We start from the raw sequence: 24,783 nt of genomic DNA on the forward strand, positions 1-24,783 counted from the left end.
TTTTTGACGCTTTTGCGTAGGAGTTTTCTTGCGCTTTACGAAGGCGCTGCTAGTGTCCAGGTACGAACGCTCTTTTCATCGCCTTGAAACCGTCGAGAAAGCCATGGCCCGATACCTCAAGGAATTGTTGCTGGCGCTGTACCTGGCGCGAGGGTACGCGTACTACCTGGAGCGCCTGGACGCGTTGGGCCTGGGCTTTGCCACGCTGTTGTACGGGGCGATGTTCGTGGCGTTGGTGCTGGCGTTGTGGATGACGGCGCACATCCGCATGACCCTCGTGCGGCATCTGTTCGCGCTGGTGATGTTCGTCTCGGCGGTGTTCTTCGAGGTCTATGTCCGGGTCACGGACAGCTACCTGACCTACAGCCAGTTTGTCTCGCTGGTGTATTCCGGTGGCTTCATCCAGGAAGCGGCCTATCAGTACCGTGAGACGATCATCAGCGCGGGGGCCGGTGGGCTGTTGCTGCTGTTGGGCCTCGGCCTCAAGCCGCGCCATCGCCTGCCGGTCCCGGGCTACCTGCCGATGGCCGCGCCTGTGCTTGGGGTGTTGCTGCTCAGCGCCGTGCTGTTCGTGCGCGCGGGCGAGGGCGCGCGCGGGTTGCCGGTGATGTACACGCCGCTGGCCTACCTGAACCTGTTCGCCTACGAGGCCTTGCACAATACGGTCGGCCCTCGGGAGCCGGTGCGTCTCGTGCGGCGAGCGGGGGCTGTCGGGCACGACATCGTGCTGGTGATCGATGAAAGCGTTGCCGGTAATTACCTGGATATCAACACTCCGTTCGGCGTGCACACCGGCCTTGAGACACCCCCCGACGGCGTGACGCTGTTCAATTTCGGCTACGCCGCTTCCATCGCCAATTGCAGTGCCGACACCAACGTCACCCTGCGCTACGGTGGCACGCGCGCCGACTACATGCGCATCAACAGCACGCTGCCGTCGATCTGGCAGTACGCCAGGAACGCCGGGTTGCGCACGGTCTACATCGACGCGCAGCGCACCGGTGGCAATCTGCAGAACCTGATGACCGATCTGGAAAAACGTGACATCGACGAGTTCGTCCAATTCGACCAGGTCCCCGTGCGCGACCGCGACATGGCTGCGGCGGCGAAACTGATCGAACTGCTCGGCGATGACCGGGCCGAGCTGGTGGTGATCAACAAGCTGGGCGCGCATTTCCCGGTCCACGACAAATACCCCGACGCCTTCATGACCTACCGCCCGGCGTTGCCCCGTGGGCAGTTCCAGGACGTGGCCGACACCGGCAAGCGCGATGGCTTCAACGGCCAGAAGGACGACTGGATGCTGTACCGCAACGCCTACCGGAACACTTTGCTGTGGAATGTCGGTGAGTTCTTCAGGCGTATCTTCCAGCAGGCGGACTTGAGCAACGCGGTGCTGATCTACACCTCCGACCACGGCCAAGACCTGCACGAGCGCGGCAACCCGGGGCTCAATACCCACTGCGGTGGCGACCCGGTAGCGGAAGAGGGGCTTGTCCCGTTGGTGGTGATGCAAGGTGCCCAGCTGCACACCCTGGATTGGCAACGCGCCTGGGCACAGAACAAGGACCGCTCCAGCCACTACAACATCTTCCCGACGCTGCTGCAGTTGATGGGGTACGAACCGGCCGGGGTCGAAGCGATCTACGGCAAGTCCCTGAGCGAGCCGACCGAAGACGCCTTCACCTTCAACTACCGTTTCAATGCGCGCCTGGGCGCCGTGCCCGAGTGGAAACACATCGACCTCAGCCGCATTGTCACACCTGGGCCGACACAGGCCGAAATGGCGGTGGGGCACTGAACTATTTTCTCTGCTGAGGCGAGGTTGCCCACCGACCGTGCGGCCATCCCCATTCCCCTGTGGGAGCAATGCTTGCTCGCGATTGCGGTGGGTCAGTTGGCGGCGATGCTGAAAGTGCCGTCGCCATCGCGAGCAAGCTTTGCTCCCACAGGCTCGCTCCCATCCGTTTTTCTGAGGTAACGAGCGTTCTCGCTGTATCTCAACCTCCGCTATCCTGACTTCCTCGCTCATCTGCCGGGCTTTGCCATGCTTGAGGTTCACGATGTCTTCAAAAGCTACGCCACCCCCCAAGGCCCGCTGCCCGTGTTGCAAGGCATCGACCTGACGTTGCCCGCCGGCAGTAGCCTGGCGCTGATGGGCGAGTCGGGCAGTGGCAAGAGCACCTTGCTGCACCTGGTCGCCGGCTTGGACAAGGTCGACCGCGGCAGTATCCGCAGCGGCGGTTATCGGCTCGACGGCATGAGCGAGCGTCAATTGGCGAACTGGCGACGGACCGAAATCGGCCTGGTGTTCCAGCAGTTCAACCTCATCAGCAGCTTGTCGGTGGAGGACAACCTGGCGTTCCAGGCACGCTTGTGCGGTCGCCATGACGCGGCCTGGCAGGCTCACCTGGTGCAGCGGCTCGGGCTGGCGGATGTACTGCGGCGCTATCCCGAGCAGTTGTCCGGCGGGCAGCAGCAGCGGGTCGCGTTGGGGCGAGCGCTGGCCTCGCGACCGCCCTTGTTGCTGGCCGACGAACCCACCGGCAGCCTCGACGAAGCCACTGGTGACGAGGTGTTGCAACTGTTGTTGGAATTGCTCGAGGCCAGCGCCACGAGCCTGTTGATGGTGACTCACAGTCTGCGAGTGGCGGCTCGTCTGGCCCGCCGCGTAGTACTGCAGGGCGGGCGTCTCGCCGAGGTAGCCCCGGCGTGATGATTTTTCGCCAGGCCCTCAAGGCCCTGCTCAGCCATTGGCACCAGCACCCGGTGCAGTTCTTCAGCGTGTTGACCGGACTCTGGCTCGCCACCAGCCTGCTCACCGGTGTACAGGCGTTGAACAGCCAGGCCCGGGAAAGCTATGCCCGTGCCAGCCAGCTCATCGGCGGCGAGCCCCAGGCCAGCCTCAGTGCGCCGGGTGGCGGCACGTTCCCCCAGCAATGGTTCATCGATCTACGACGCCAGGGTTGGCCGGTGTCGCCGCTGTTGCAGGCGCGGGTGCTGCTTCAGGGACACGACGATTTTCGCCTGCAAGTGATGGGCATCGACCCGGTGTCGCTGCCGCCCGGCGCGGCACTGGCGGGGCAGGCGCGGGAGATGCGCGAGGTGGTGGCGTTTTTTACCGACCCGGGGCGCACCTGGATCGCCCCCCAGACCATGCAAGCATTGGGGCTGCGCGAGGGCGACCGGCCCCGGACCGTCGATGGCCAGGCTCTGCCGCCGCTGCAAGCCCAGGAGGACATGGCGCCGGGCGTGCTGTTGATGGACATCGGTTTTGCCCAACAGGTGCTGGGCTTGCCGGAGCAACTGTCGCGACTGTTGTTGCCGGCCACGTTCAACACGGCGTTGCCGCGCGCGTTCGAGGGGCAGTTGCAATTCAAGCGCGCCGACGAAGAAAACAACCTGTCGCGCCTGACCGAGAGTTTTCACCTGAACCTCGATGCCCTGGGGTTCTTATCGTTCGTGGTGGGGTTGTTCATCGTCCACGCGGCGATTGGCCTGGCCCTGGAGCAACGCCGCAGCCTGATGCGAACCTTGCGCGCCTGTGGTGTCAGTGCGTGGGTGCTGGTCAGCAGCCTGGCCCTTGAACTGGGGGCGCTGGCCGTGGCGGGCGGGATCGCTGGAGTGATCAGCGGCTATTGGCTGGCGAGCCTGTTGCTGCCCGATGTCGCGGCGAGCCTGCGCGGGCTGTACGGCGCGGAAGTGCCCGGGCACTTGAGCCTCAGCCCATGGTGGTGGCTCAGCGGCGTGGGCTTGAGCCTGCTGGGCGCGCTGCTGGCTGGCGCCGACAGCCTGCTGCGGGCGGCGCGCCTGCCGTTGCTGGCGCTGGCCAATCCCCAGGCCTGGCACCAGGCCCATGGGCGATGGCTGCGCCGCCAGGGTTGGGTGGCGAGCCTGGCGGTGTTGATCGGCGCGGCGGCGCTGATCTGGGGCGATAGCCTGGCCAGCGGTTTTATCCTGATGACCGCGTTGTTGCTGGGGGCGGCGCTGGCGCTGCCGGTATTGCTCAACCGCGCGCTGAACCTGTCGCTGCGCGGTAGCCGCTGGGTGCTCGGGCAATGGTTTCTCGCCGATTGTCGTCAGCAGTTGCCGACGTTGAGCCTGGCGCTGATGGCCCTGCTGCTGGCATTGGCGGCGAACATCGGTGCCGGCAGCATGACCGCCGGTTTCCGCCAGACGTTCAACCACTGGCTCGAACAACGGCTGACCGCCGAGCTGTACGTCAGCCCGCAAACCCCGGCGCAGGCAGACGCGTTACACGCCTGGCTCAAGCAGCAACCGGCGGTCAGTGCCGTGTTGCCCAACTGGCAAGTGAACCTGGCCTTGCAAGGCTGGCCGACGGACCTCTTTGCGATCATCGATCACCCTAACTACCGCCAGCATTGGCCGCTGCTGGAATCGGCTGACAAGCCCTGGGAGCAACTGGCCGGCGACGACACGCTGATGCTCAGCGAGCAATTGGCCCGGCGCCTGGAGGTGAGCGTGGGTGACCGGTTGACCCTGCCCACGCCACAGGGCCCCTGGGCGCCGCGCATCGTCGGGATCTATGCCGACTACGGCAACCCCAAGGGCCATATGCTGGTCAATGCCGATCACTTGCTGGCGCACTGGCGCCAGTTGACGCCGTATCGCTTCAACCTGCGCATCGAGCCATCCGCCATCCCGGCGCTGCTGACGGCGTTGCAACAGCGCTTTGCCCTGGATGACAGCCGTATCGTCGATCAGGCCCGGCTCAAGGGTTGGTCGGCCCAGGTGTTCGAGCGCACCTTCGCCGCCACCGCCGCCCTCAACAGCCTGACCCTGGCGGTGGCCGGGGTGGCGCTGTTCATCAGCCTGCTGACCCAGAGCCAGAGCCGCCTCGGCCAGTTGGCGCCGCTGTGGGCGCTGGGGGTGACGCGCCGGCAACTGATGCTGCTCAACCTCGGCCAGACCTGGATGCTGGCGTTGCTGACCCTGGCACTGGCCCTGCCGTTGGGCATCGCCCTGGCCTGGTGCCTGGATGCAGTGATCAATGTGCAGGCTTTCGGCTGGCGCCTGCCGCTGCAGGTGTTCCCATGGCAATTGGCGCAATTGCTGGCCCTGGCGATGTTCGCCACCTTGCTCGCGTCGGCCTGGCCGCTGTACGCCCTGTACCGCACGCAACCGGCGGACTTGCTGAGGACGTTTGCCCATGAAGATTAGGTGTGTGCTGATGCTGCTGGCATTGCTCGGCGGTTGTGATGACTCGGCACCGACGCAAAAGGGCTTCGCCGGCCTCGGCGACCAGGCTGTGGCGTTCACGCCGGTAGTGCCGGGGCGGGTGTTCAGTTTCCCGGCCGACCACGGCCTGCATGACGGTTTTCGCGTTGAATGGTGGTACGTCACCGCCAACCTCAAGGATGCCCAAGGCCACGATTTTGGCGTGCAGTGGACGCTGTTTCGCAGCGCCCTGGACGCCGCGCCCCAGGCCAGCGGCTGGCGCAACCAGACGATCTGGCTCGGTCACGCCGCTGTCACTTCTGCCACTGCGCACTACGCGGCCGAGCGCTACGCCCGAGGCGGTGTAGGGCAGGCCGGCGTGCGGGCGGTGCCCTTCGATGCCTGGATCGACGACTGGCAGTTCAGCACCCAGGCCCCAGGGATAGAGCCGTTGGCAGACATGCAACTGAAGGCTCGTGACCCGCGTTTCAGCTACGTGCTGCGGCTGACGTCGAGCCGTCCGCTGGTGTTGCAGGGGGATCAGGGTTTCAGTCAGAAATCCGAGCAGGGCCAGGCGTCGTACTACTACAGCCAGCCGTTTTTCCAGGCCCGTGGCGAGTTGGAAATCAACGGCCAGCGCTACCAGGTCAGCGGTCCGGCCTGGTTGGACCGCGAATGGAGCAGCCAGCCGCTGACGGCCAACCAGACCGGCTGGGACTGGTTTTCCCTGCACCTGGACAGCGGCGAACAGCTGATGCTTTACCGCATGCGCCACAAGGACGGCGCGCCATACCTCACCGGCACCTGGATCGACGCCGGGGGCCAGTCGCAAACCCTGCACGCCGGGCAAATCAGCCTCGTGCCACAGGACACCGCCAAGGTGACTGGGCGCTCGATGCCGGTGCGCTGGGCCATCAGGATTCCCGGCAAGCAACTCGACATCACTACCCAGGCCCTGAACCCCAACGCCTGGATGAACCTGCGCATTCCCTATTGGGAAGGGCCAGTGAAGGTGAGCGGTAGTCACGGCGGCGAAGGTTATCTGGAAATGACCGGTTATTGAGAGGACGGCAAGGCGAGCCCGGGGCGGGCGACACCGATGCACAAAAAACCGGACGGCGCGGGTGAGCCCGAATGCAATGACTGTGTTCTTTCAGAGCGAGAGAAAAATCCCCTCGCCAACGCCGTCACAAGTTAAACAATTATTTAAACAGCGGCGCGGACATCGCCAGGAAGTTCCATTATTATTGGCCCGTTCGCCCAGTGTCAGGCTCTTTACCAGTGCATGGAATGCCGAGGCCGTCGCACTGGGCGAACACCGTCCCGGAGCAAAAAATCCAACGATCTTGATCGCAGCACATCGACCAGCAGGACTGGCCGATGCGCGAATGGCTGTGCTCTATTCAGCCGGCGACGGGCGCGCGCCAGTCGTCGATACCCAGGCTTGGGCTTTTCTCATGGTTCCAGCTGATCTTGCGATAGCTGAAATGCACATCTTGCAGGTGGGTGAAATGCGCATTCGCCGGGTCCTGGCAGTTGAGCATGTAGTCCTTGATCTCGACGATGACCGCGTCTTCCATTGTGGTGGTGTAATAGTGCTCCTGGACGCCAGCGGTGGAAGTGCGATACCACTTGATTGCGACGTTGGGCAGGACTTCGCCCTTGCACAGGATTTCCAGCAACAGGGGCGAGGTTCTGTCAAACACTTTGGTGATGGTCAAGGGCTGGTGTACGCGTAGACCGGTTGGCTGGCCGGATTGAGGATCCCGTGGGACGAGTATCTGATGGTGAAAGGCTTGCACCATGATCTCGTCGGTATGGCCTTCCTGATAGATGTTCCCCACCGACTCGGCGGTAAACGCATTCTTGGTGAGCAGTGTTTGATTGACGTCTGTAATGGACATATACGCGGGGGTAGCCAATGGATGCTCTCCTTCCTGGATAACTAAGGGCCTGGGACGGGAGTCGCCCCGAGGTGGCCTGACGGTTATCAAGCGCTATGCCACTTTTATAAATTTATTATTTATCAAGTAGTTGTGATGATTTTTGCATTTGCGTCCCCCGCGAAAGGCAAGAAAAGGCGCAACAGCCTACTGAGCATCGACGCCATTTCTTGCCGTCCTGGCCTACAGACCTTTCCTATAGGCCTAGGGCAGTCAGGCATTCCTCGAGCGAACGCTCTTGCGTCTGGGCATACAGCGCCAGTTCATCGAGGGGCGCGCGTCCCAGCGCCGCTTCGAAGGCCTGGCGATTGGACCGGCCGGCATAGTGGCTCTGGGCGGCGTCGCCGAGGTTCGACTGGAAGATGCCGGCGGCGCTGACCGGCAGGAAATCCTCGTAGACCAAGGGTTCGGCGCGCAGGTAATGCTGCTCCAGCAAGTGCTCCAGCGAGGTTGACGGGTCGACCGTGCCTTTGGCAGCCAGGCCCTTTGGCGTCACGAAATAACGGAAATACGCCAAAGCCTGCCGACGCAATTCATCGTGGTCATCCGGGAACGGCGCGAAGTGCTCGATCATCAGCGCGTTGTAGCGCTCGGCATTGGCCTCGCTGGGGAACGCCCCCAGCGCATCGCGCGCGGCGTTCAGCAATTGATCGTAGAGCGCGCGGCCCTTGGGTGTGAGGGCGGCGCCGCGTTGTTCGATTTCACCGAAGCGCGCGCTGTGGCTGCCTTGGGTGTCCGGTTGATCGGTGAAGGCGACCGGCTCGTCGAGGGCCTTGAAGCTGGTCTGGCGCAGCAGGATCGGGCACTGGCGACGGGGTGGGCCTTCGATCACAGCCTTGGGGGTGATGCCGTGCACCGGCATCTGAGCCTGGACGATATCGATGTCCAGGGTGCGTGGCGTCAGGTGATTGATGTGCGGACCCTTGAACGCCACGACGTCGGCGATCAGCCGGTGCTGGGCGCTCAGTTGCCGGTACTGTTCGGCGGTGACGGTGGCGCTGTGGTGCCAGCGAAAGGTTTCCAGGGCTTGTAGGACGAAGTCCTCAGCCTGCGCTTCCGTCAGGCCACCCTGGCGTTCGGCCAGGTCGATGAGTTCGAGGGCGCCGGGGGTGAAGATCTGCCGCTTATCCAGCACCGATTCGGCGAAGGCCCGAAGCTCGGCATTCTCGATCAGTTCCAGGCGCAGCAGCGAAGTGAACACCCGGAACGGGCTGACCTGCAACGCACTTTCATGCACGGCGCGGAACGCGGTGGAATGCACCGGCACCCCGGCCGGGGTGAGGTCGTAGTAGCCCACCGGCTGCATGCCCATGACCGCGAACAGGCGTGCCAGGGTCGCCAGTTCGGCGGCGGTGCCGACGCGGATCGCACCGTGGCGTTCCAGATCCAGGCGCTGGCGTTCGCCGGTGCTGTCCAGGTGGGCGGCCAGGGATGGATGCTGTGCCAATACCTGGGCATTGGTGTGCTCCACCAGTTTCATCAGCGCGCCGTACAACGGCACCTCGTCGCGGTACATGTCGGACATCGCCTTGGAGAAGCGTTGGCGGATCAGGTCGGGGCTGACGAAGCTCATCGTGAGAATTCCTGGCGAGGGCTGTGGGAAAGTTGGACGAAAGATCGCAGCCTTCGCCGGCCCCGGCAAACGAAGAATCTTCAGGACTTCATTCTGCCAGGGACTGATCCACCAGCTCGATCCAGTGCCGTACGGGCGTGCGACCGGCGCCGTCGAGGTGGGTCTGGCAGCCGATATTGGCGGTGACGATCAGTGTCGGCTGGCCGCTTTCCAGCGCATTGAGGCGGTTGTCGCGCAGTTGCCGCGCCAGGGTCGGCTGGGTCAGCGAATAAGTCCCCGCCGAGCCGCAACACAGATGGCCGTCGGGTACGTCGGTGAGGTTGAAACCCAGCCGCGCCAATAGCGCTTCGAGACGGCCGCCGAGTTTCTGCCCGTGCTGCAAGGTGCAGGGGCAATGGACGGCGATGCGCTGGTTGCGGGCCGCGCAGATCTGCTCCAGCGGTTCCTTTTCGAGCACTTGCACCAGGTCCAGCGCCCGTTCACTCACTTGCCTGGCCTTGGCGGCGTAGGCCGGGTCGTGTTCCAGCAGGTGTCCGTAGTCCTTGATGAAGGCGCCGCAGCCGCTGGCGGTCTGGACGATGGCTTGGGCACCGTTTTCCAAGTGCGGCCACCAGGCGTCGATGTTCTGCCGGGCACGCTCCAGCCCGGCGGCCTGGGCGTCGAGGTGATAGTCCAGCGCACCGCAACAGCCGGCCGCTGCGCAAGGGATCACGCTGATACCGAGCCGATCCAGCACCCGCGCCGCCGAAGCGTTGGTGTTGGGCGAGAGGCCCGGTTGCACGCAACCTTCAAGCATCAGCACCCTACGCGAATGTCGGACCGCCGGACGCTCGCCTGGGGCTGGGGCTGGGGCTGGGGCTGGGGCTGGGGAGCGGCGCGGTAGCTTGGCCTCCAGGCTCGTCGGCAACAGCGGGCGAAAGACCGTCCCAAGCGCCAGCAGTGCCTTGAACCGTGCCGGGCTGGCGGCAAGGCTGCGCAAACCCAGGCGCAGTGCACGTTGACCGGCAGGGCGCGGTACGGCCTGATCGACCGCCGCCCGGCCGATGTCCAGCAGGTTGTGGTAATCCACGCCGGACGGGCACGTGGTCTCGCAGTTGCGACACGACAGGCAGCGGTCCAGGTGCAATTGGGTGCTGGCGGTCGCCGGCTGGCCTTCGAGCACCTGCTTGATCAGGTAGATGCGTCCCCGCGGGCCGTCCAGCTCATCGCCGAGCAACTGATAGGTGGGGCAGGTGGCGTTGCAGAAGCCGCAATGCACGCAGGTGCGCAGGATCCGTTCGGCTTCTTCGGCGCGGGGCAATTCTTTGGCTTCATCGCTAAAACGAGTCTGCACGCTAAACCTCCGGATACATCCGGCCAGGGTTGAAAAGCCCCAGGGGATCGAGCCGGGCCTTGAGTTGCCGGTGATAACGCAGCAGCGCCGGGGCCAGCGGCTGGAACGGCCTGTCGGTGGTGCCATGACTGTAGCAGGTGGCATGGCCACCCACTTCATGGGCCAGGGCTTGCACCGTGTCGGCAGTGGTTTTCAACCAGCGCTGGGCGCCGCCCCAGTCGATCAGTTGTTCACCGGGCAGGGCGAGTGGGCCGGTGGCGTTGGGCAACGACAGACGCCACAACGGCAGGCTTTCGTCGAAAAAGGCCAGGCGCTGTTCGTTCAGGTCCGTCCAGTACTGGCTATCGATCACTTCGCCGCCGAACCGCTGTTGGGCGGCGCTGACCGAACCTTCACCGCCTTCCAGGCGCAGGTGCAGGCAATGGCCGTCATGGCTGGCGGCGCTGATGGGTAGCGGTTGCCGACCCCATTCGACGAGTTTCGCCAGGGCCTCGGTGCTGTCCAGCTCCAATCGAAGGCTCAGGCAGTGGCGGGGTTTGGGCAGCACTTTCAAGGAGACCTCGGTGATGACCCCCAGGCAGCCGAAACTGCCCGTCAGCAGACGCGAGAGGTCGTAGCCGGCGACGTTTTTCATCACCTCGCCGCCAAAGCGCAGCATCGTGCCGTGGCCGCTGATCAGGCGCGTGCCGAGGACGAAGTCGCGCACCGATCCTGCCCATGGGCGGCGCGGCCCTGACAGCCCGGTGGCGACCATGCCGCCCACCGTGGCGTCGTCGCCGAAGGCCGGTGGCTCGCACGACAACTGTTGCCCGGCGGCGTCGAGGGCCGCCAGCAGTTCGCGCAACGGCGTGCCGGCGCGGGCGGTGATGACCAGCTCGGTGGGGTCGTAATGGACGATGCCACGGTGCGCGCGGGTGTCCAGCACTTCGCCGGCCACTTCGCGCCCCAGGAACGCCTTGCTGTTCGAACCCTGGATGCGCAGCGGCGTGGCGTCGGCGCGGGCGCGGTTGACCTGGTCCAGCAACAGGGCGCTGGCGTCGCAGTCCGCGTGTTCGATCATCAGAAACGCTCCAGCTCAGGAAACGGCAACTGTCCGCCATGAATGTGCATCGCGCCGAACTCGGCGCAGCGGTGCAGGGTCGGGATGTTCTTACCGGGGTTGAGCAGGCCGTGGGGATCGAACGCCGCTTTTACCGCGTGGAACAGGTTCAATTCGTCGCTGTTGAACTGGGTGCACATCTGATTGATTTTTTCCCGACCGACCCCGTGCTCGCCGGTGATGCTGCCACCCACCTGGACACACAGTTCGAGGATTTTTCCGCCCAGGCTTTCGGCGCGCTCCAGTTCGCCGGGCTGGTTGGCATCGAACAGGATCAGCGGGTGCATGTTGCCGTCGCCGGCGTGAAACACATTGGCGACCCGAAGGCCATGCTCGGCGCCGAGGCTGGCGATGCGTTGCAGCACCTCGGGCAAAGCGCGGCGCGGAATGGTGCCGTCCATGCAATAGTAATCCGGCGCCAGGCGGCCCACCGCCGGGAAGGCGTTCTTGCGTCCGGCCCAGAACCGCAGGCGCTCGGCTTCGTCCCGCGCCTGGCGCACCTCGGTGGCACCGGCCTGTTGCAGGACCTGGCGCACGCGTTCGCAGTCGTCATGCACGTCGGCCTCGACCCCGTCCAGCTCGCACAGCAGGATCGCTTCGGCGTCCACCGGGTAGCCGGCGCGGATGAAATCTTCGGCGGCGCGGATCGCCAGGTTGTCCATCATTTCCAGGCCGCCGGGGATAATGCCGGCGGCGAGGATGTCGGCCACGGCCCGGCCGGCCTTGTCCACCGAATCGAAACTGGCCAGCAGCACCTTGGCGACCTGGGGGCGGGGCAGCAGCTTGACCGTCACTTCGGTGATCACCCCCAGCAAACCTTCGGAGCCGGTGAACAAGGCCAACAGGTCCAGGCCTGCCGAGTCGAGGGCTTCGCTGCCCAGGGTCAGGTGTTCGCCTTCGATCGTGAGGACTTCCACTTTCAGCAGGTTGTGCACCGTCAGGCCGTACTTGAGGCAGTGCACGCCGCCGGCGTTTTCCGCGACGTTGCCGCCGATGGAACAGGCGATCTGCGACGACGGATCCGGCGCGTAATACAACCCGAACGGCGCCGCGGCCTGGGAGATCGCCAGGTTACGCACCCCCGGCTGAAGCCGTGCGGTGCGCGCGTCGGGGTCGATGTGCAGGATCTGGTTGAACCGCGCCATCACCAGCAACACGCCGCTCGCCAGGGGCAGGGCGCCGCCGGACAAACCCGTCCCGGCGCCCCTGGCGACCACCGGGACATTCTGCCCATGGCAAAGCTTGAGCAGCGCCTGCACCTGTTCGACGCGCCGGGGCAAGACCACCAGCAGCGGTGTGGTGCGGTAGGCCGACAGCCCGTCGCATTCGTAGGGCTTGAGGTCTTCCTCGCGGTGCAGGATGTCCAGGTCGGGAACCTGAGCCTGCAAGGCTGCAAGCAGGGCCTGTTTGTCTACCTTCGGCAAGGGGCCGTCGAGGTGTTCGTCGTAGAGGATGTTCATGGATCAAGGCCTCGGAGGAGATGACCTGTGGCGAGGGCAGGTCTTGAGTGTCACTGCCCCAACCCCTTGAGAAATTCCCGATACAGCGCCGCAGTCCGTTGCGGCTTTTCAATCGGCGGCAGGTGCCCGAGTCCGTCCCAGATTTCCACCCGCAGATCCGCGATGCCCTTGCTCCACACCGGCACGCAACTGACGTCGATCATTCTGTCCTGGCGGCCCCAGAGTAGCAGCGACGGGGCGCGGATGTCGGCCAGGCGCGGCTCCATCGGCGGGCTGGCGTTAAAGTCCGTATAGATCTCCGCCAGCTCTTCCCGGCACTGTACATACTTCTCGGCCACCGCCGCCAACACCACCCCCGGTACCCAGGGCGGCGAGTCCATGCTCATCGCGTAGAACGGTGCGAAATCACTTCGCGAGGACATCAGGGAGGGATTCTTGCCGGCGGCCACGTGGCGGTCCATGTCGCTGGGCTGGGGCGACGTCACGCCGGCCGGGTTGAGCAGCGCCAGGGTCAGCACGCGCTCAGGCGAAGTGGCCGCCAGCCAGGCTGCCAGATAACCGCCCATGGAATTGCCGATCACATGGACCTTGTCCAGGCCACAGGCGTCGAGCAACTCGATCACCCGCCGGGCCTGGGTCGGAATGTCATAGCCGCCGCCGGCCTTGAAGCCGGTTTCACCATGGCCGGCCAAGTCGGGGATGAGCACCCGGTAGTCACCGACAAATTGCCGGGCAAACCGCAGCCAGAGGTTCTTGTCGGCACTGTAGCCGTGCAGCATCAGAATGCTGCCGGACGCCTCATAAGGCCCGCCTTGCAGGGTCGATACCGTCATTTCGCTGATGGGTACGGTGATCTTGTGCAGCCGGGAAAGACGCGTGTCTAGCGCCATGCCCAGGTCGAACAGCACCTGGCCGATGCCCGGATAAGTCAACCAGCTCCAGACGATGAACACGGCGAGGAGTACCCACAACACCAGCATGTCTTTCTCTCCATGAACCACGACGGAATGTGTTCGGCCAGCGTGGGCCGATTGAGGTGGCCGGTGCTTACCTGTCAATCCTCCTTGTCATGTATAGCTAAATCTGAGGAGGACTACAGGAATTAACCCCTGCCTTCGGGTAGCGACTGCCCCTTGGCTCGGGTAGGGTGCCCGTGCAGTCTTTCTTTACGGAACAAGGATGAAACCATGACGACTACCGCTCTTCGCTCCCGCCTGGCCATCAGTCTCGGCTTGAGCCTGGCCCTTGGCGCATTCGCCCCCGTGACGTTCGCACAGCCCCAGCAACCGGTCCTGACACTCGCCGAACAATCCAAGGGCGAGGCCCTGAAACTGTTGGAAAGCCTGGTGAACATCGACTCCGGCTCCGGTTATGTGCCGGGGCTGAGCCAGGTGGGTGACATTGCCATCGATGAGTTGCAGAAGTTGGGCGCGACCATCGAAAAAGTCCCCAACTCGGACGGCACCCAGCACATCCTGGCGACCCTCAAGGGCACCGGCAAGGCCAGGATTTTGCTGATGGCCCACATGGACACGGTGTTCAAGGAGGGCTCGGCCGCCGAGCGTCCCTTCCACATCAAGGACGGCCGGGCCTATGGGCCGGGGGTGATGGATGACAAGGGCGGTATCGTCGCCGGGATCTATGCACTGAAGGTGCTCAAGAATCTCGACTTCAAGAATTATGCGCAAATCACCTTCCTGCTCGATGCCAGCGAAGAAACCGGCTCGGACGTGGCCACCGACCTGATCAAGAAAACCGCCAAGGCCCATGATGTGACCCTCAACCTTGAACCGGGGCGCCCGGCCGACGGGCTGGTGGTGTGGCGCAAGGGCAGTGCCACGGCGCTGGTGGAGGTCAAGGGCAAGGCGTCCCATGCCGGTGTCGCGCCGGAACTGGGGCGCAATGCGGCGATGGAAGTGGCGCATCAGATTCTGCAACTGGGCAAGCTGGGCGACGCGGAAAAGAAAACCACCATCAACTTCACGGTGCTCAAGGCCGGCGACCGGACCAACGTGATCCCCGATCAGGCGAGCGCCAAGGCTGACGTGCGGGCGGCGGTGCCGGAAGAGTTCGACCGCATTGAAAAAGACCTGGCGCGGGTCTCGCAGGACAAGCTGATCGCCGACACCGAAGTCACCACCAGCCTCAAGCGCGGCCTGCCGCCGATGCCGCAGACGGCGGAGTCGGACCGCTTGATGGCCATGGCCCAGGGCATCTATGGCGAACTGGGGCGCAAACTCACCGAAGAAGGCAGCGGCGGGGCGGCGGACGCCAGCCTGTCGGCCGGTGTGGGCACGACGACGCTGGACGGTTTTGGGATTGTCGGCGGCAATATCCACACGCCGGAGGAATATGCCGAGGTCGAGAGCGTGGTGCCTAGGATTTATCTGTTGTCGCGGATGATCATGGAGTTGGCGGGGCGGTGAGGCTGACCTCAGCCCTATAAGGCATGCATGTTCCTGTGGCGAGGGAGCTTGCTCCCGCTGGGTGGCGAAGCCGCCCCATGAATTTTGTGAAAACACAAAAATTAGGTGGCGGCCATACGCAGGTTGGTAGACCGGGTACCAAGGCAAACCCAGCGCGCCACAAGGGCGCCCCGCGCACAGCCGCCATAACAAATCTGCCGACGAAAGTCGTCAGCGGACTGTATCTGCCGGCGCTGTGCGCCTTAGTTTTACCCGGGCTACCAAACCCGATCGCTGATTCGTCAGCAACCGGAAAACGATAAAGCCCAGGCCTCAAGGCGCACAAGCCGGCGGATTCTGGCGTAGTTGTAGGTAATGGCGCAAGGCACGGTAGCCCGTTCCTACGCCGCAGCCAGTCCCGATAAACACACAGGCTTTTGTGACCCTGCACAGTTGTGGGGGCAAAGCTTGCCCGCGATGACGGCGGCACATCCAGCATCGATGCAAGCTGACCCACCGCTATCGCGAGCAAGCTTGAGGGCTTGGGTCAGCTCAATTCCAACCAGATCGGCGCATGGTCCGACGGCTTCTCCATGCCACGCAGTTCATAGTCCACGCCGGCATCCTTGACCCGGGGCAGCAGGCCGTGGGAGGTGAGGATCAGGTCGATGCGCAGGCCACGCTTGGGTTCGTCCTCGAAGCCGCGGCTGCGGTAGTCGAACCAGCTGAAGCGGTCGGTGACGTCCGGGTTCAGGTGGCGGAAACTGTCCACCAGGCCCCAGTTCTTCAGGCGTTCCATCCACTCGCGTTCTTCTGGCAGGAAGCTGCATTTGCCGGTTTTCAGCCAGCGTTTCATGTTGTCCGGGCCGATGCCGATGTCGCAATCTTGCGGGGAGATGTTCACGTCGCCCATCACTACCACCGGCTGGTCGTTGCTAAAGCGGCTCTCCAGCAATTGTTGCAAGTCGCTGTAGAAGCGTTCCTTGGCCGGGAATTTGGTCGGGTGGTCGCGGCTTTCGCCTTGTGGGAAGTAGCCGTTCATGATGATCACCGGCACGCCGTTGGCGTCGGCGAAAGTGCCCCAGATGAAACGGCGCTGGGCGTCCTCATCGTCACTTTCAAAACCTTTGTACAGGCTCAGCGGCGCCTGGCGTGAGAGTAGGGCGACGCCGTAGTGGCCCTTTTGTCCGTGGTAATGCACGTGATAGCCCAGGGCTTGCACTTCGGCCAGGGGGAACTGTTCGTCGTGGACCTTGGTTTCCTGCAACCCGATCACGTCCGGCTGATGCTTCTCGATCAGTGCCGCCAACTGATGGGGACGGGCGCGCAGGCCGTTGATGTTGAAGGAGACGATCTTCATGGTCGGCTGTCCTAGCAAAACTGCGATGCTAGCTGACATGTGGGAAGGGAGCCAGCGTGGCAGTAGGACAAATGCACTGCTAATGTCCTTGGCATGTAGGAACGGTCGCGACCCATCGAGTTCGTACTCAATAAGAGCAGGGCCACACCGAGCCCGCCCAGGAGAGCCATGCCATGCCTGAAAACGCCATCGCCGATATTCATATGCTCGACAGCGGCTATTCCCGCGAGGCCCGATCCTTGCTGTACCAGGCCTATCGTCATGAACCGACCTTCAGCTACCTGTTCGAGTCCGAGCGCCCGGGGTATGAACAGCGGGTGCGGGCCACGGTGCGTGAGCTGGTCAAGCAGCATTTTCTCCAGGAACTGCCGGCGATTGGCCTGCTGGTCAACGACCGTCTGATCGGCATTGCCCTGATCGCCCCACCGCAGCGCCGCCTGGGGATCACCGAAAGCTGGGCCTGGCGCCTGCGGATGGTGCTCAGCACCGGGTTTCGCTGCACCCGGCGCTACCTCGATTACCACGCGGCGGTGCTGGCTTGCCTGCCCTCGGACGCGGTCCACGTGCTGCCGTTGCTGGGCATTCATCCGCAGTTCCAGGGGCAGCATTTTGGCGAGCAGTTGCTGGGTGCGGTGCACAATTGGTGCGCGGTGGACGAAAACTCCCAAGGCGTGGTGCTGGACACCGGCAACTCCCGTTACCTGGCGTTCTATAAACGCCAGGGCTATGAGGAAATCGGTGAAATAGCGGTAGGACCGATCCGTGAGCACGTGTTCTTCCACGCCAATCCGCAGGTGCTACAGAGCGCGACGGCATAGTCCTGCGGTATAGTCCGGCGAACTTTTGAGAAATGTCCGGCTCTATCAGGTTTCCAAGCCCGTGATAGCATCCGCGCCATGAATTTCCCAGGACGAATGACCAGTGGCGCGCTCTTGCTGGTCCTCAGCGGCGCGGCGCTGGCACAAAGTGAGTTGGACGTGCGGATCAAGCCCTCCAACAACGAACTCAAGGCCAACGTGGAAGGGTATATCGGTGGCCTGGGGGATCGCGACGAGGAGGCCTTGCTGCGCTTCAGTCGCGGTGCCGAGGAGCAGGCGCGCAAAGCCGCCCAGGCGTTGGGTTACTACCAACCGCAGATCGACAGCGTGGTCGAGGCCGGCAAGGTCCCGCGCCTGGTGTTGACCATCGAGCCCGGCGAGCCGGTGCACCTGCGCAACGTAGTCATTCGCGTCGACGGCCCGGCGGCATCGCTCAAGGCTTTTCGTCTGCCTCGCGACGCTGCGCTCAAGCCAGGCGCGGTGCTCAACCATGGACACTATGAAGACGCCAAGCGGCTGATCCAGAACCAGGCCTCGCGCTATGGGTTTTTCAGCGGGCGATTCGTCAGCCAGACACTGCGGGTGGATCCCCAGGCCGGCATTGCCGATATCGAACTGATCTACGACAGCGGCCCGCGTTATGCCCTGGGCCCGGTGAGTTTCGAGGGCGACACGCCGTTCGATGAGGACCTGCTGCAACGCATGGTGCCGTTCAAGGCCGGCACGGCCTATGACTCCGAACTCATTGCCGAACTCAACCAGGCCTTGCAGTCGAGCGGCTACTTCGAGGGCGTGCGGGTGGATGCCGCACCCACCGCGGCTGTCGATAACGTCGTCCCGGTGGCGGTCAAGGTCGATACCCGCAAGCCGCGCACCATGGGCCTGGGCCTGGGCTTTTCCACCGACGTCGGCCCACGGGCCAAAGCCAATTGGACGCGTCACTGGGTCAACCCCCAAGGCCACAGTTATGGCTGGGAAGCGGAAGTGTCGGCGCCCCGGCAGAACGTCGGCCTGTGGTACGACGTGCCATTGGACCCGCCGCTGACCGACAAGCTGCGCTACGCCGGCGGTTATCAGAACGAAGAACTGGCCGGCACCGACACCCTCAGCAAGCTGCTCACCGTGGGCCCCGAATGGCACAGCAAGTTGCCCAGTGGCTGGCAACGGGTGGTGTCGCTCAAATGGCAGCGCGAGGAATACCGCCTCGGCGACGACGCGGGCTTGAGCACGCTGCTGATGCCGGGGGTCAGCTATTCCTACCTGCGCAGCGACAACCGCATCGATCCCCACAACGGCTACCGGCTGCAGTTCGACGCCAAGGTCGCCAAGGAAGGACTGGGTTCGGACAACAACCTTTTATACGGCACGGCCATGGTCAAGGGCCTGACCACCGTGTTCGACAAACATCGCCTGCTGGCCCGCGCCCAGGTCGGCGGCAGCGCCACCAACGGCTATAAGTCGATCCCCCCGTCGTTGCGCTTTTTTGCCGGCGGCGACCAGAGCGTGCGGGGCTACGATTATCAGAGCCTGTCCCCGGAGAACGCCGAGGGCGACCGCATCGGTGGGCGCTACATGGTGGCCGGCAGCCTCGAATATCAATATTCGATCGCCGAAAAATGGCGGGTGGCGACGTTCATCGACCAGGGCAACTCCTTTAACAGCCTCGAACTGCCGAGCCTCAAGACCGGTGTCGGTGTCGGCGTGCGCTGGGTGTCGCCGGTGGGCCCGATCCGCCTCGACCTGGCCCATGCCATGGACGACGAGGGCGGCATTCGATTGCACTTTTCCATGGGGCCTGAGCTGTGACGCGTGGCGTGAAGAGAACCCTGCTGGCCCTCGCCGGGGTGCTGGCGACGCTGGTGCTGGTCTTGGGCATTGTGCTGGGCACGGCCTTCGGCAGCCGCTGGGCCCTTGGCCTGGTGCCGGGGCTGGATGTGGAGAATTTCCAGGGCCGGCTGGGCGGGCAGTGGAGCGCCGACCAGGTGCTGTGGCAGCAGGGCGACAGTCGGGTGGAAGTGAGCCGACCGATATTCGCCTGGTCGCCGCTGTGCCTGGCGCGCATGACGTTGTGCATCGAACAGCTCAAGGCCGACCAGGTCGCCGTGCAGTTGCCGGCCTCTGCCGATGAGCCGAGCAGTGGCCCGCTCACCTTGCCGGATCTGGACCTGCCCCTTGCCGTCGAGCTGGGGGATGTGCAAATCGGGCGCCTGTCGTTCAACGGCAGCGAGCAACTCAAGGGCTTGCAATTGGCAGCGCATTGGACCGCCGAGGGCTTGCGGATCGACTCGGTGCACCTGCAACGCGATGAACTGAGCCTGAACCTGTCCGGCCTGCTGAAGCCCGGCGGCGACTGGCCGTTGACCGCCAAAGGCCGCTTGACCTTGCCGGCACCCGGCGCAACGCCGTGGGCGCTGGACCTGAAAGTCGCCGGCGATCTGCTCAAGACCCTCAACCTCAACGCCGACAGCAGCGGCTACCTGCAAGGCCGGTTGAGCGGTGAACTGCAACCGTTGGCGGACAACCTGCCGGCCAAGGTGCGGATCACCGCCGACGGCTTCAAGGCCGATGCCGAACTGCCGGACACGTTGTTGCTCAACCAGCTGGAACTGACCGGCGAAGGCGATCTGAAAAACGGCTACCAACTGCTCGGCAAGGCCACGCTGCCTGCCGAGAAGGGGCCGGTGGCGTTGCGCCTGCAAGGCTGCGTGGACGCCAACGGCGCCCAGGTTGCCGCGCTCGACCTGGACGCGGGCGAACAGCAAAGCCTGACGCTCAGCGGCCAGCTGGACTGGCGCGAAGGCCTGGACGCCGGGGCGAAAATCGCCTGGCGGGATTTCCCCTGGCATCGTCTTTATCCGCTGATCGACGAGCCCCAGGTGACATTGCGCCGCTTCGACGGCGAAGTCTCGTACACCGACGGTCAGTACCTGGGCAACTTCCAGGCCGCACTGGACGGACCCGCCGGGGCCTTCAGCGTGGACAGCCCGTTCAGCGGCAACCTTGCGCAAGTCCATTTGCCGCAGCTCAAGCTTGCGGCGGGGCAAGGCAAGGCCGAAGGGCACCTGGACCTGCAATTTGCCGATGGCGTTGCCTGGGACACGGCGCTGGAGCTGTCGGCGATCAACCCGGCGTACTGGCTCGCCGAATTGCCCGGCAACCTGGCCGGGCCGTTGCGCAGCCAGGGTGCGCTGAAAGACGCCAGCCTTGCCCTCGATGCCAACCTGGACCTCAAGGGCAAATTGCGCGGGCAACCCGCATTGCTGCAGGCCAAGGCCAGCGGTGCTGGCGAGCGTTGGAGCCTCAGTGCGCTGGACATCCGTCTCGGCGATAACCGCATCAATGGCAGCGCCAGCCTGCAGGAAAAACTCACCGGGCAGATCGACATCAAGCTCGCGCGCCTGGCCCAGCTCTGGCCGCAATTGCGCGGCCAGGTCATGGGCCGTGTCGACGTGGCCGGCACGCCCAAGGCGCCCCAAGGCAAACTCGCGCTACAAGGCTCGCAACTGGCGTTCCAGGCGAATCGCCTGCAAAGCCTGAACCTGGACGCGACCCTGGACAGCGCGCAACGCGGGAAAGTCGACCTCAAGGCCAGCGATATCCGCGTCGGCGAAACCTCGCTGGGCGTGCTGACGGTCAGCGGGCAGGGCGACATCAAGCAGCAAAAACTCAACCTGGACCTGCAAGGGCCGCAGCTCGACACGACCCTGGCACTCGATGGCGCGCTCGACCAAGGCAACTGGCGCGGGCGCCTGGCCAGCGGCGACGTGCAGGTCGGTGGGCAGGATTGGCGCCTGCAAGGCCCGGCGAAGCTGGAGCGCCTGACCAATGGCACGCTCAATGTAGGCGCGCATTGCTGGCGTTCCGGCGAGGCCAGCCTGTGTGGTGAAGACCAGCGGTTGATGCCCGAGCCGAAGCTGCGCTATCACCTCAAGCAGTTCCCCATTGAAAGCCTGGCCCAGTGGATGCCCAAGGATTTTGCCTGGCAAGGCCGGCTCAACGCCGACCTGCAACTGGACCTGCCGGCCAGCGGTCCGAACGGCCGGGTCCTGGTGGACGCCAGCGGCGGTACGCTACGGCTTCGGGATAAAGAGCGGGATAAAGATCATTGGCTGGATTTCCCCTACCAGACCCTGACCCTCAACAGTCGCCTGACCCCCAAGCGCATCGACACCGACCTGAATTTCGTCGGCGCCAGGCTGGGTGAGCTGATGCTCCAGGCGCAGATCAACCCGCTGCCGGCGAGCAAGCCCCTTAGCGGTTCGTTTCGCCTGACCGGCCTGGATCTTTCGGTGGCGCGGCCATTCGTGCCGATGGTGCAGACGCTCACCGGGCACTTGAGCGGCAGCGGCACCTTGTCCGGTGGGCTGCTGGCGCCGCGGGTCAACGGCAACCTGCTGCTCAGTGACGGCGAGGTATCTGGACCTGAGCTGCCGGTCAGCCTGGAAGCTTTGCAGGTACGGGCGATGATCGCGGGCGAAAGCATGCGCCTGGATGGCGACTGGAAAAGTGGCAAGAGCGGTCAGGGCCGTCTCAGCGGAGACATCGGCTGGGGCGAGGCGTTGTCCATGAACCTGGCGCTCAAGGGCTCGCAGTTGCCGGTCACCGTCGAGCCTTATGCGGTGCTCGACGTGGCACCGGACCTGAACATCACGATGCACGGTGAGCGGCTTGCCATTGCCGGCAAGGTCCTGGTGCCCAAGGGCGAGATCACCATTCGCGAGCTGCCGCCGTCCACCGTCAAGGTCTCCGGCGACACGGTGATCGTCGGCCACCAGACCGAAGAGGGCAAGGCGCCGATGGCCATGGCAATGGATGTCGATGTCATTGTCGGCCAGGACAAACTGGCGTTTTCCGGCTTCGGCCTGACGGCCAACGTGCAAGGCCAGGTGCACATCGGCGACAACATGGACACCCGTGGCGAACTCTGGCTCAACGACGGCCGCTACCGGGCCTATGGGCAGCGGCTGACGGTGCGTCGGGCGCGGCTGCTGTTCGCCGGGCCCATCGACCAGCCTTACCTGGACATCGAGGCGATCCGCCAGACCGACGACATCATCGCCGGTATCCGCTTGAGTGGCAGCGCCGAACAGCCGACCACGCAGATCTTCTCGGAGCCGGCCATGAGCCAGGAACAGGCGCTGTCCTACCTGGTGCTGGGCCGACCGTTGAGCACCACCGGCGAGGACAACAACATGCTCGCCCAGGCGGCGCTGGGGTTGGGCTTGATGGGCAGTTCGGGAGTCACCACCAGCCTGGCCAATAACCTGGGGATCGAGGATTTCCAGCTCGACACCCAGGGCAGCGGCAATGCCACCAGCGTCGTCGCCAGCGGCAACCTCTCGGAAAAACTCAGCCTGCGCTACGGCGTCGGCGTGTTCGAGCCGGCCAACACCATCGCCCTGCGCTACAAGCTCAGCAAAAAGGTCTACCTCGAAGCCGCCAGCGGCGTCGCCAGCTCGCTGGATATCTTCTACAAGCGCGATTTCTAAAAGCATTCCCCCCCCCCCGAATCCAATGTGGGAGCGAGCAGGTTCGTTCCCTCGGGTTCTTCTACGTTCGTCGGACTTTTATTTAGCCTGCTAACTATTTGTTTGACATTGGCTGCCTAAGCAGTAACATCTCGACATACATTCACTGCCTAGGCAGCAAACGGTGGTCAGATGAAGCATTTCACCCCAGACGAATTCCACAATTGCCATCTCGGCCTGCTGCTCGGGCGCGCCGCCATGCTCAAGGATCGGATCATCGATACCCACATGGAACCTCTCGGCATTACCGCCGCGCAGTTCAAGGTACTGATCATCATGGTCCAGTTCGGTTTCGACACGCCGGCCGAGCTGAGCCGGCACCTGTCTCTGGACAGCGGTTCGATGACGCGGATGCTTGACCGCCTGGAACAGAAAGGTTTCCTCGTTCGCCAGCGTTCGGCGGATGACCGCCGCCAGGTGCGACTGGTGTTGACCGAGGCTGGCAAGGCCATGGCCGATCGCTTGCCTTACATCGGTGCCGACGCCATGAACCAGTTGGCCGGCGTCATCACCCGCGAAGAACTGCACACCCTCGAACAGATCCTCAAGAAAATTCTTCTGGCGGCCGGTGATCCACTCACCGTGCTGCGAATGGGGGGTAAATGATTCATACCACTTTGCGTGCTCGACTGAGCCTTGTACTGCTGGCCATGAGCCTCGCGGGCTGCGCCAGCTACAGCGGCCTGAAGACCGAAGGCGTCAGCCTCGAAGCCCAGAGCCTCAAGGCCGGACAATCCCTCAACGGCGTCAAGCTGTCGCCGGCTTCGTGGCCGAAAAGCGACTGGTGGTCCAGCCTTGGCGATCCGCAACTCGATGGTTTGATCCGTGAAGCCCTGCGCGACAGCCCGGACATGCAGATCGCCAGCGCCCGGGTGCATCAGGCCAGTGCCGCTGCCTATGCCGCCAATGCCGCGCGCATGCCGACCCTGGATGCCAGCGGCAGCGTCAGCCGTTCGCGCCTGGCCCGTGACCAGGACCCGCAAGGGCAGGGCGGGGCGTACAGCACCCTGCGTTCGCTGAGCGTGGACTTCAACTACAACTTCGACCTCTGGGGTGGCCAGCGTGCCGCCTGGGAAGCCGCGCTGGGCCAGGCCCGCGCCGCCGAGATCGACCGCCAGGCCGCGCAACTGACCCTGGCCGCCGACGTGGCCCGGGCCTACAGCGACCTGGGCCAGGCCCACATCATCCATGACCTGGCCGCCGAAGACCTCAAGCGCACCCGGCAAATGCTCGACCTGAGCAAGCGCCGTCTCAGCGCCGGGATCGACAGCGAATACCAGTACCAGCAGACCGAAAGCCTGGAAGCCAGCGCCGACGCGACGCGGATCGACGCCGAAAAACGCCTGCAAAGCGCCAGGATCGCCCTGGCGGTGTTGCTGGGCAAGGGCCCGGACCGTGGCAACGAAATCGCCCGGCCCAACGTGCTGCAAGCCAGTGCGGTGGCCTTGCCATCGAACCTGCCGGCCGAGCTGTTGGGGCGCCGTCCGGACCTGGTCGCGGCGCGTTGGCGGGTCGAGGCCGCCGGCAAGAACATCGAGGCGGGCAAGACGAACTTCTACCCCAACCTCAACCTGAGCGCGGCGGCGGGTGTGCAGTCGTTGCTGGGCGATGCGATGTTCGGTTCGGCGAGCCGCTTCTTCAACGTGGCGCCGACGGTGTCGCTGCCGATCTTCGACGGCGGTCGCCTGCGGGCCGACCTGGATGCCCGGGACGCTGATTACGACCTGGCGGTGGCGCAATACAACAAGAGCCTGGTCAAGGCCCTTGGCGATGTCAGCGACACCATTAACCAGTTGCGCGATATCGCCCGGCAGATCGGCGCGCAGCAACACGCCACCAACATCGCACAGAACTCCTACGACACCGTGGTCCAGCGCTATGGGTCCGGTATCGGTAATTACCTGGACGTGCTGAGCATCGAGCAGCAGTTGCTCCAGGCCCAGCGACAACTGGCGAACCTGAATGCCGAGCAGATCGATTTGTCGATCCAGCTGATGCAGGCCCTGGGCGGCGGTTTCGATGCCCAGGCGCTGGCTTCGGCCACGCCGGCTTCCACCGTGCCGAATAACTGATTCGAGGTACTTGT

17 protein-coding genes are annotated in these 24,783 nt (G+C 64.2%); 10 read left to right on the plus strand and 7 right to left on the minus strand.

Features of this window, described 5'->3' with window-relative positions; translation table 11 throughout:
• The first annotated feature begins 103 nt into the window (after window positions 1-103).
• The 4 genes from N4Q37_RS22325 (at window position 104) to N4Q37_RS22340 (ending at window position 6,241) form a co-directional block, all read left to right on the plus strand.
• Entirely contained in the window at window positions 104-1,801 is a 1,698-nt protein-coding gene (locus N4Q37_RS22325; RefSeq protein WP_260961863.1) for a sulfatase-like hydrolase/transferase, read from the plus strand.
• Window positions 1,802-2,047: 246 nt separating this feature from the next.
• Window positions 2,048-2,716 (plus strand): ABC transporter ATP-binding protein, encoded by a 669-nt coding sequence (locus N4Q37_RS22330; protein WP_260961810.1) that lies wholly within the window; start codon window positions 2,048-2,050, stop codon window positions 2,714-2,716.
• On the plus strand, window positions 2,716-5,181 hold the full coding sequence (locus N4Q37_RS22335) for an ABC transporter permease (protein WP_390897955.1): 2,466 nt from the start codon (window positions 2,716-2,718) through the stop codon (window positions 5,179-5,181). The genes N4Q37_RS22330 and N4Q37_RS22335 overlap by 1 nt, the downstream gene beginning before the upstream one ends.
• Window positions 5,171-6,241 (plus strand): lipocalin-like domain-containing protein, encoded by a 1,071-nt coding sequence (locus N4Q37_RS22340; RefSeq protein ID WP_260961813.1) that lies wholly within the window; start codon window positions 5,171-5,173, stop codon window positions 6,239-6,241. Before N4Q37_RS22335 ends, N4Q37_RS22340 begins: the two co-directional genes overlap by 11 nt.
• A gap of 340 nt (window positions 6,242-6,581) precedes the next feature.
• Here N4Q37_RS22340 and N4Q37_RS22345 read toward each other — a convergent pair whose 3' ends face one another.
• The 6 genes from N4Q37_RS22345 to N4Q37_RS22370 form a co-directional block, all read right to left on the minus strand.
• Window positions 6,582-7,100, minus strand: coding sequence for an Hcp family type VI secretion system effector (locus N4Q37_RS22345; protein WP_260961814.1), 519 nt, complete (start codon window positions 7,098-7,100; stop codon window positions 6,582-6,584).
• Window positions 7,101-7,317: 217 nt separating this feature from the next.
• Window positions 7,318-8,694, minus strand: coding sequence for a 2-oxoadipate dioxygenase/decarboxylase HglS (gene hglS / locus N4Q37_RS22350; RefSeq protein ID WP_260961815.1), 1,377 nt, complete (start codon window positions 8,692-8,694; stop codon window positions 7,318-7,320).
• Window positions 8,695-8,782: 88 nt separating this feature from the next.
• Window positions 8,783-10,027: a glycolate oxidase subunit GlcF gene (gene glcF, locus N4Q37_RS22355; RefSeq protein ID WP_260961816.1), complete on the minus strand. Its 1,245-nt coding sequence runs from the start codon at window positions 10,025-10,027 to the stop codon at window positions 8,783-8,785.
• Window position 10,028: 1 nt separating this feature from the next.
• Window positions 10,029-11,087 (minus strand): glycolate oxidase subunit GlcE, encoded by a 1,059-nt coding sequence (gene glcE / locus N4Q37_RS22360; RefSeq protein ID WP_260961817.1) that lies wholly within the window; start codon window positions 11,085-11,087, stop codon window positions 10,029-10,031.
• On the minus strand, window positions 11,087-12,586 hold the full coding sequence (gene glcD / locus N4Q37_RS22365) for a glycolate oxidase subunit GlcD (RefSeq protein ID WP_260961818.1): 1,500 nt from the start codon (window positions 12,584-12,586) through the stop codon (window positions 11,087-11,089). The genes glcE and glcD overlap by 1 nt, the downstream gene beginning before the upstream one ends.
• 50 nt (window positions 12,587-12,636) lie before the next feature.
• Window positions 12,637-13,566 carry an alpha/beta fold hydrolase gene (locus tag N4Q37_RS22370; protein WP_260961819.1) on the minus strand — a complete coding sequence of 310 codons (930 nt, stop codon included), beginning with the start codon at window positions 13,564-13,566 and terminating at the stop codon, window positions 12,637-12,639.
• Window positions 13,567-13,773: 207 nt separating this feature from the next.
• Between N4Q37_RS22370 and N4Q37_RS22375 the strand changes: the two genes are divergently transcribed.
• Window positions 13,774-15,012 carry a M20/M25/M40 family metallo-hydrolase gene (locus N4Q37_RS22375; protein ID WP_260961820.1) on the plus strand — a complete coding sequence of 413 codons (1,239 nt, stop codon included), beginning with the start codon at window positions 13,774-13,776 and terminating at the stop codon, window positions 15,010-15,012.
• 526 nt (window positions 15,013-15,538) lie between these two features.
• On the opposite strand, the gene xthA is transcribed toward N4Q37_RS22375, so the two are convergent.
• A complete protein-coding gene (gene xthA, locus N4Q37_RS22380; protein WP_260961821.1) occupies window positions 15,539-16,351 on the minus strand; it encodes an exodeoxyribonuclease III in 813 nt (270 codons plus the stop codon).
• A gap of 173 nt (window positions 16,352-16,524) precedes the next feature.
• On the opposite strand from xthA, the gene N4Q37_RS22385 reads away from it, so the two are divergent.
• From N4Q37_RS22385 to N4Q37_RS22405, 5 genes are all read left to right on the plus strand, one after another.
• Window positions 16,525-17,169, plus strand: a complete 645-nt coding sequence (locus tag N4Q37_RS22385) for a GNAT family N-acetyltransferase (RefSeq protein WP_260961823.1) — start codon at window positions 16,525-16,527, stop codon at window positions 17,167-17,169.
• A 78-nt stretch (window positions 17,170-17,247) separates the two neighbouring features.
• Window positions 17,248-18,975: an autotransporter assembly complex protein TamA gene (locus N4Q37_RS22390; RefSeq protein ID WP_260961824.1), complete on the plus strand. Its 1,728-nt coding sequence runs from the start codon at window positions 17,248-17,250 to the stop codon at window positions 18,973-18,975.
• A complete protein-coding gene (locus N4Q37_RS22395; RefSeq protein WP_260961826.1) occupies window positions 18,972-22,658 on the plus strand; it encodes a translocation/assembly module TamB domain-containing protein in 3,687 nt (1,228 codons plus the stop codon). Before N4Q37_RS22390 ends, N4Q37_RS22395 begins: the two co-directional genes overlap by 4 nt.
• A gap of 171 nt (window positions 22,659-22,829) precedes the next feature.
• Complete coding sequence (locus N4Q37_RS22400; RefSeq protein ID WP_260961827.1) at window positions 22,830-23,303, plus strand: MarR family winged helix-turn-helix transcriptional regulator; 474 nt, start codon at window positions 22,830-22,832, stop codon at window positions 23,301-23,303.
• Window positions 23,300-24,769: an efflux transporter outer membrane subunit gene (locus tag N4Q37_RS22405; RefSeq protein ID WP_260961828.1), complete on the plus strand. Its 1,470-nt coding sequence runs from the start codon at window positions 23,300-23,302 to the stop codon at window positions 24,767-24,769. Before N4Q37_RS22400 ends, N4Q37_RS22405 begins: the two co-directional genes overlap by 4 nt.
• The last annotated feature ends 14 nt before the right edge of the window (window positions 24,770-24,783 follow it).

This window comes from Pseudomonas citri (genome assembly GCF_025336485.1).
Lineage (GTDB): Bacteria > Pseudomonadota > Gammaproteobacteria > Pseudomonadales > Pseudomonadaceae > Aquipseudomonas > Aquipseudomonas citri.

What these genes read in the sequence shown, in the direction of transcription:
- N4Q37_RS22335 (WP_390897955.1), top strand. Translation starts at nt 2,716, where the DNA reads ATGATTTTTCGCCAGGCCCTCAAGGCCCTGCTCAGCCATTGGCACCAG.
- N4Q37_RS22390 (WP_260961824.1), top strand. Translation starts at nt 17,248, where the DNA reads ATGAATTTCCCAGGACGAATGACCAGTGGCGCGCTCTTGCTGGTCCTC.
- N4Q37_RS22325 (WP_260961863.1), top strand. Translation starts at nt 104, where the DNA reads ATGGCCCGATACCTCAAGGAATTGTTGCTGGCGCTGTACCTGGCGCGA.
- hglS (WP_260961815.1), bottom strand. Translation starts at nt 8,694, where the DNA reads ATGAGCTTCGTCAGCCCCGACCTGATCCGCCAACGCTTCTCCAAGGCG.
- glcE (WP_260961817.1), bottom strand. Translation starts at nt 11,087, where the DNA reads ATGATCGAACACGCGGACTGCGACGCCAGCGCCCTGTTGCTGGACCAG.
- N4Q37_RS22370 (WP_260961819.1), bottom strand. Translation starts at nt 13,566, where the DNA reads ATGCTGGTGTTGTGGGTACTCCTCGCCGTGTTCATCGTCTGGAGCTGG.
- N4Q37_RS22385 (WP_260961823.1), top strand. Translation starts at nt 16,525, where the DNA reads ATGCCTGAAAACGCCATCGCCGATATTCATATGCTCGACAGCGGCTAT.
- glcD (WP_260961818.1), bottom strand. Translation starts at nt 12,586, where the DNA reads ATGAACATCCTCTACGACGAACACCTCGACGGCCCCTTGCCGAAGGTA.
- xthA (WP_260961821.1), bottom strand. Translation starts at nt 16,351, where the DNA reads ATGAAGATCGTCTCCTTCAACATCAACGGCCTGCGCGCCCGTCCCCAT.
- N4Q37_RS22375 (WP_260961820.1), top strand. Translation starts at nt 13,774, where the DNA reads ATGACGACTACCGCTCTTCGCTCCCGCCTGGCCATCAGTCTCGGCTTG.
- N4Q37_RS22405 (WP_260961828.1), top strand. Translation starts at nt 23,300, where the DNA reads ATGATTCATACCACTTTGCGTGCTCGACTGAGCCTTGTACTGCTGGCC.
- N4Q37_RS22330 (WP_260961810.1), top strand. Translation starts at nt 2,048, where the DNA reads ATGCTTGAGGTTCACGATGTCTTCAAAAGCTACGCCACCCCCCAAGGC.
- N4Q37_RS22400 (WP_260961827.1), top strand. Translation starts at nt 22,830, where the DNA reads ATGAAGCATTTCACCCCAGACGAATTCCACAATTGCCATCTCGGCCTG.
- N4Q37_RS22340 (WP_260961813.1), top strand. Translation starts at nt 5,171, where the DNA reads ATGAAGATTAGGTGTGTGCTGATGCTGCTGGCATTGCTCGGCGGTTGT.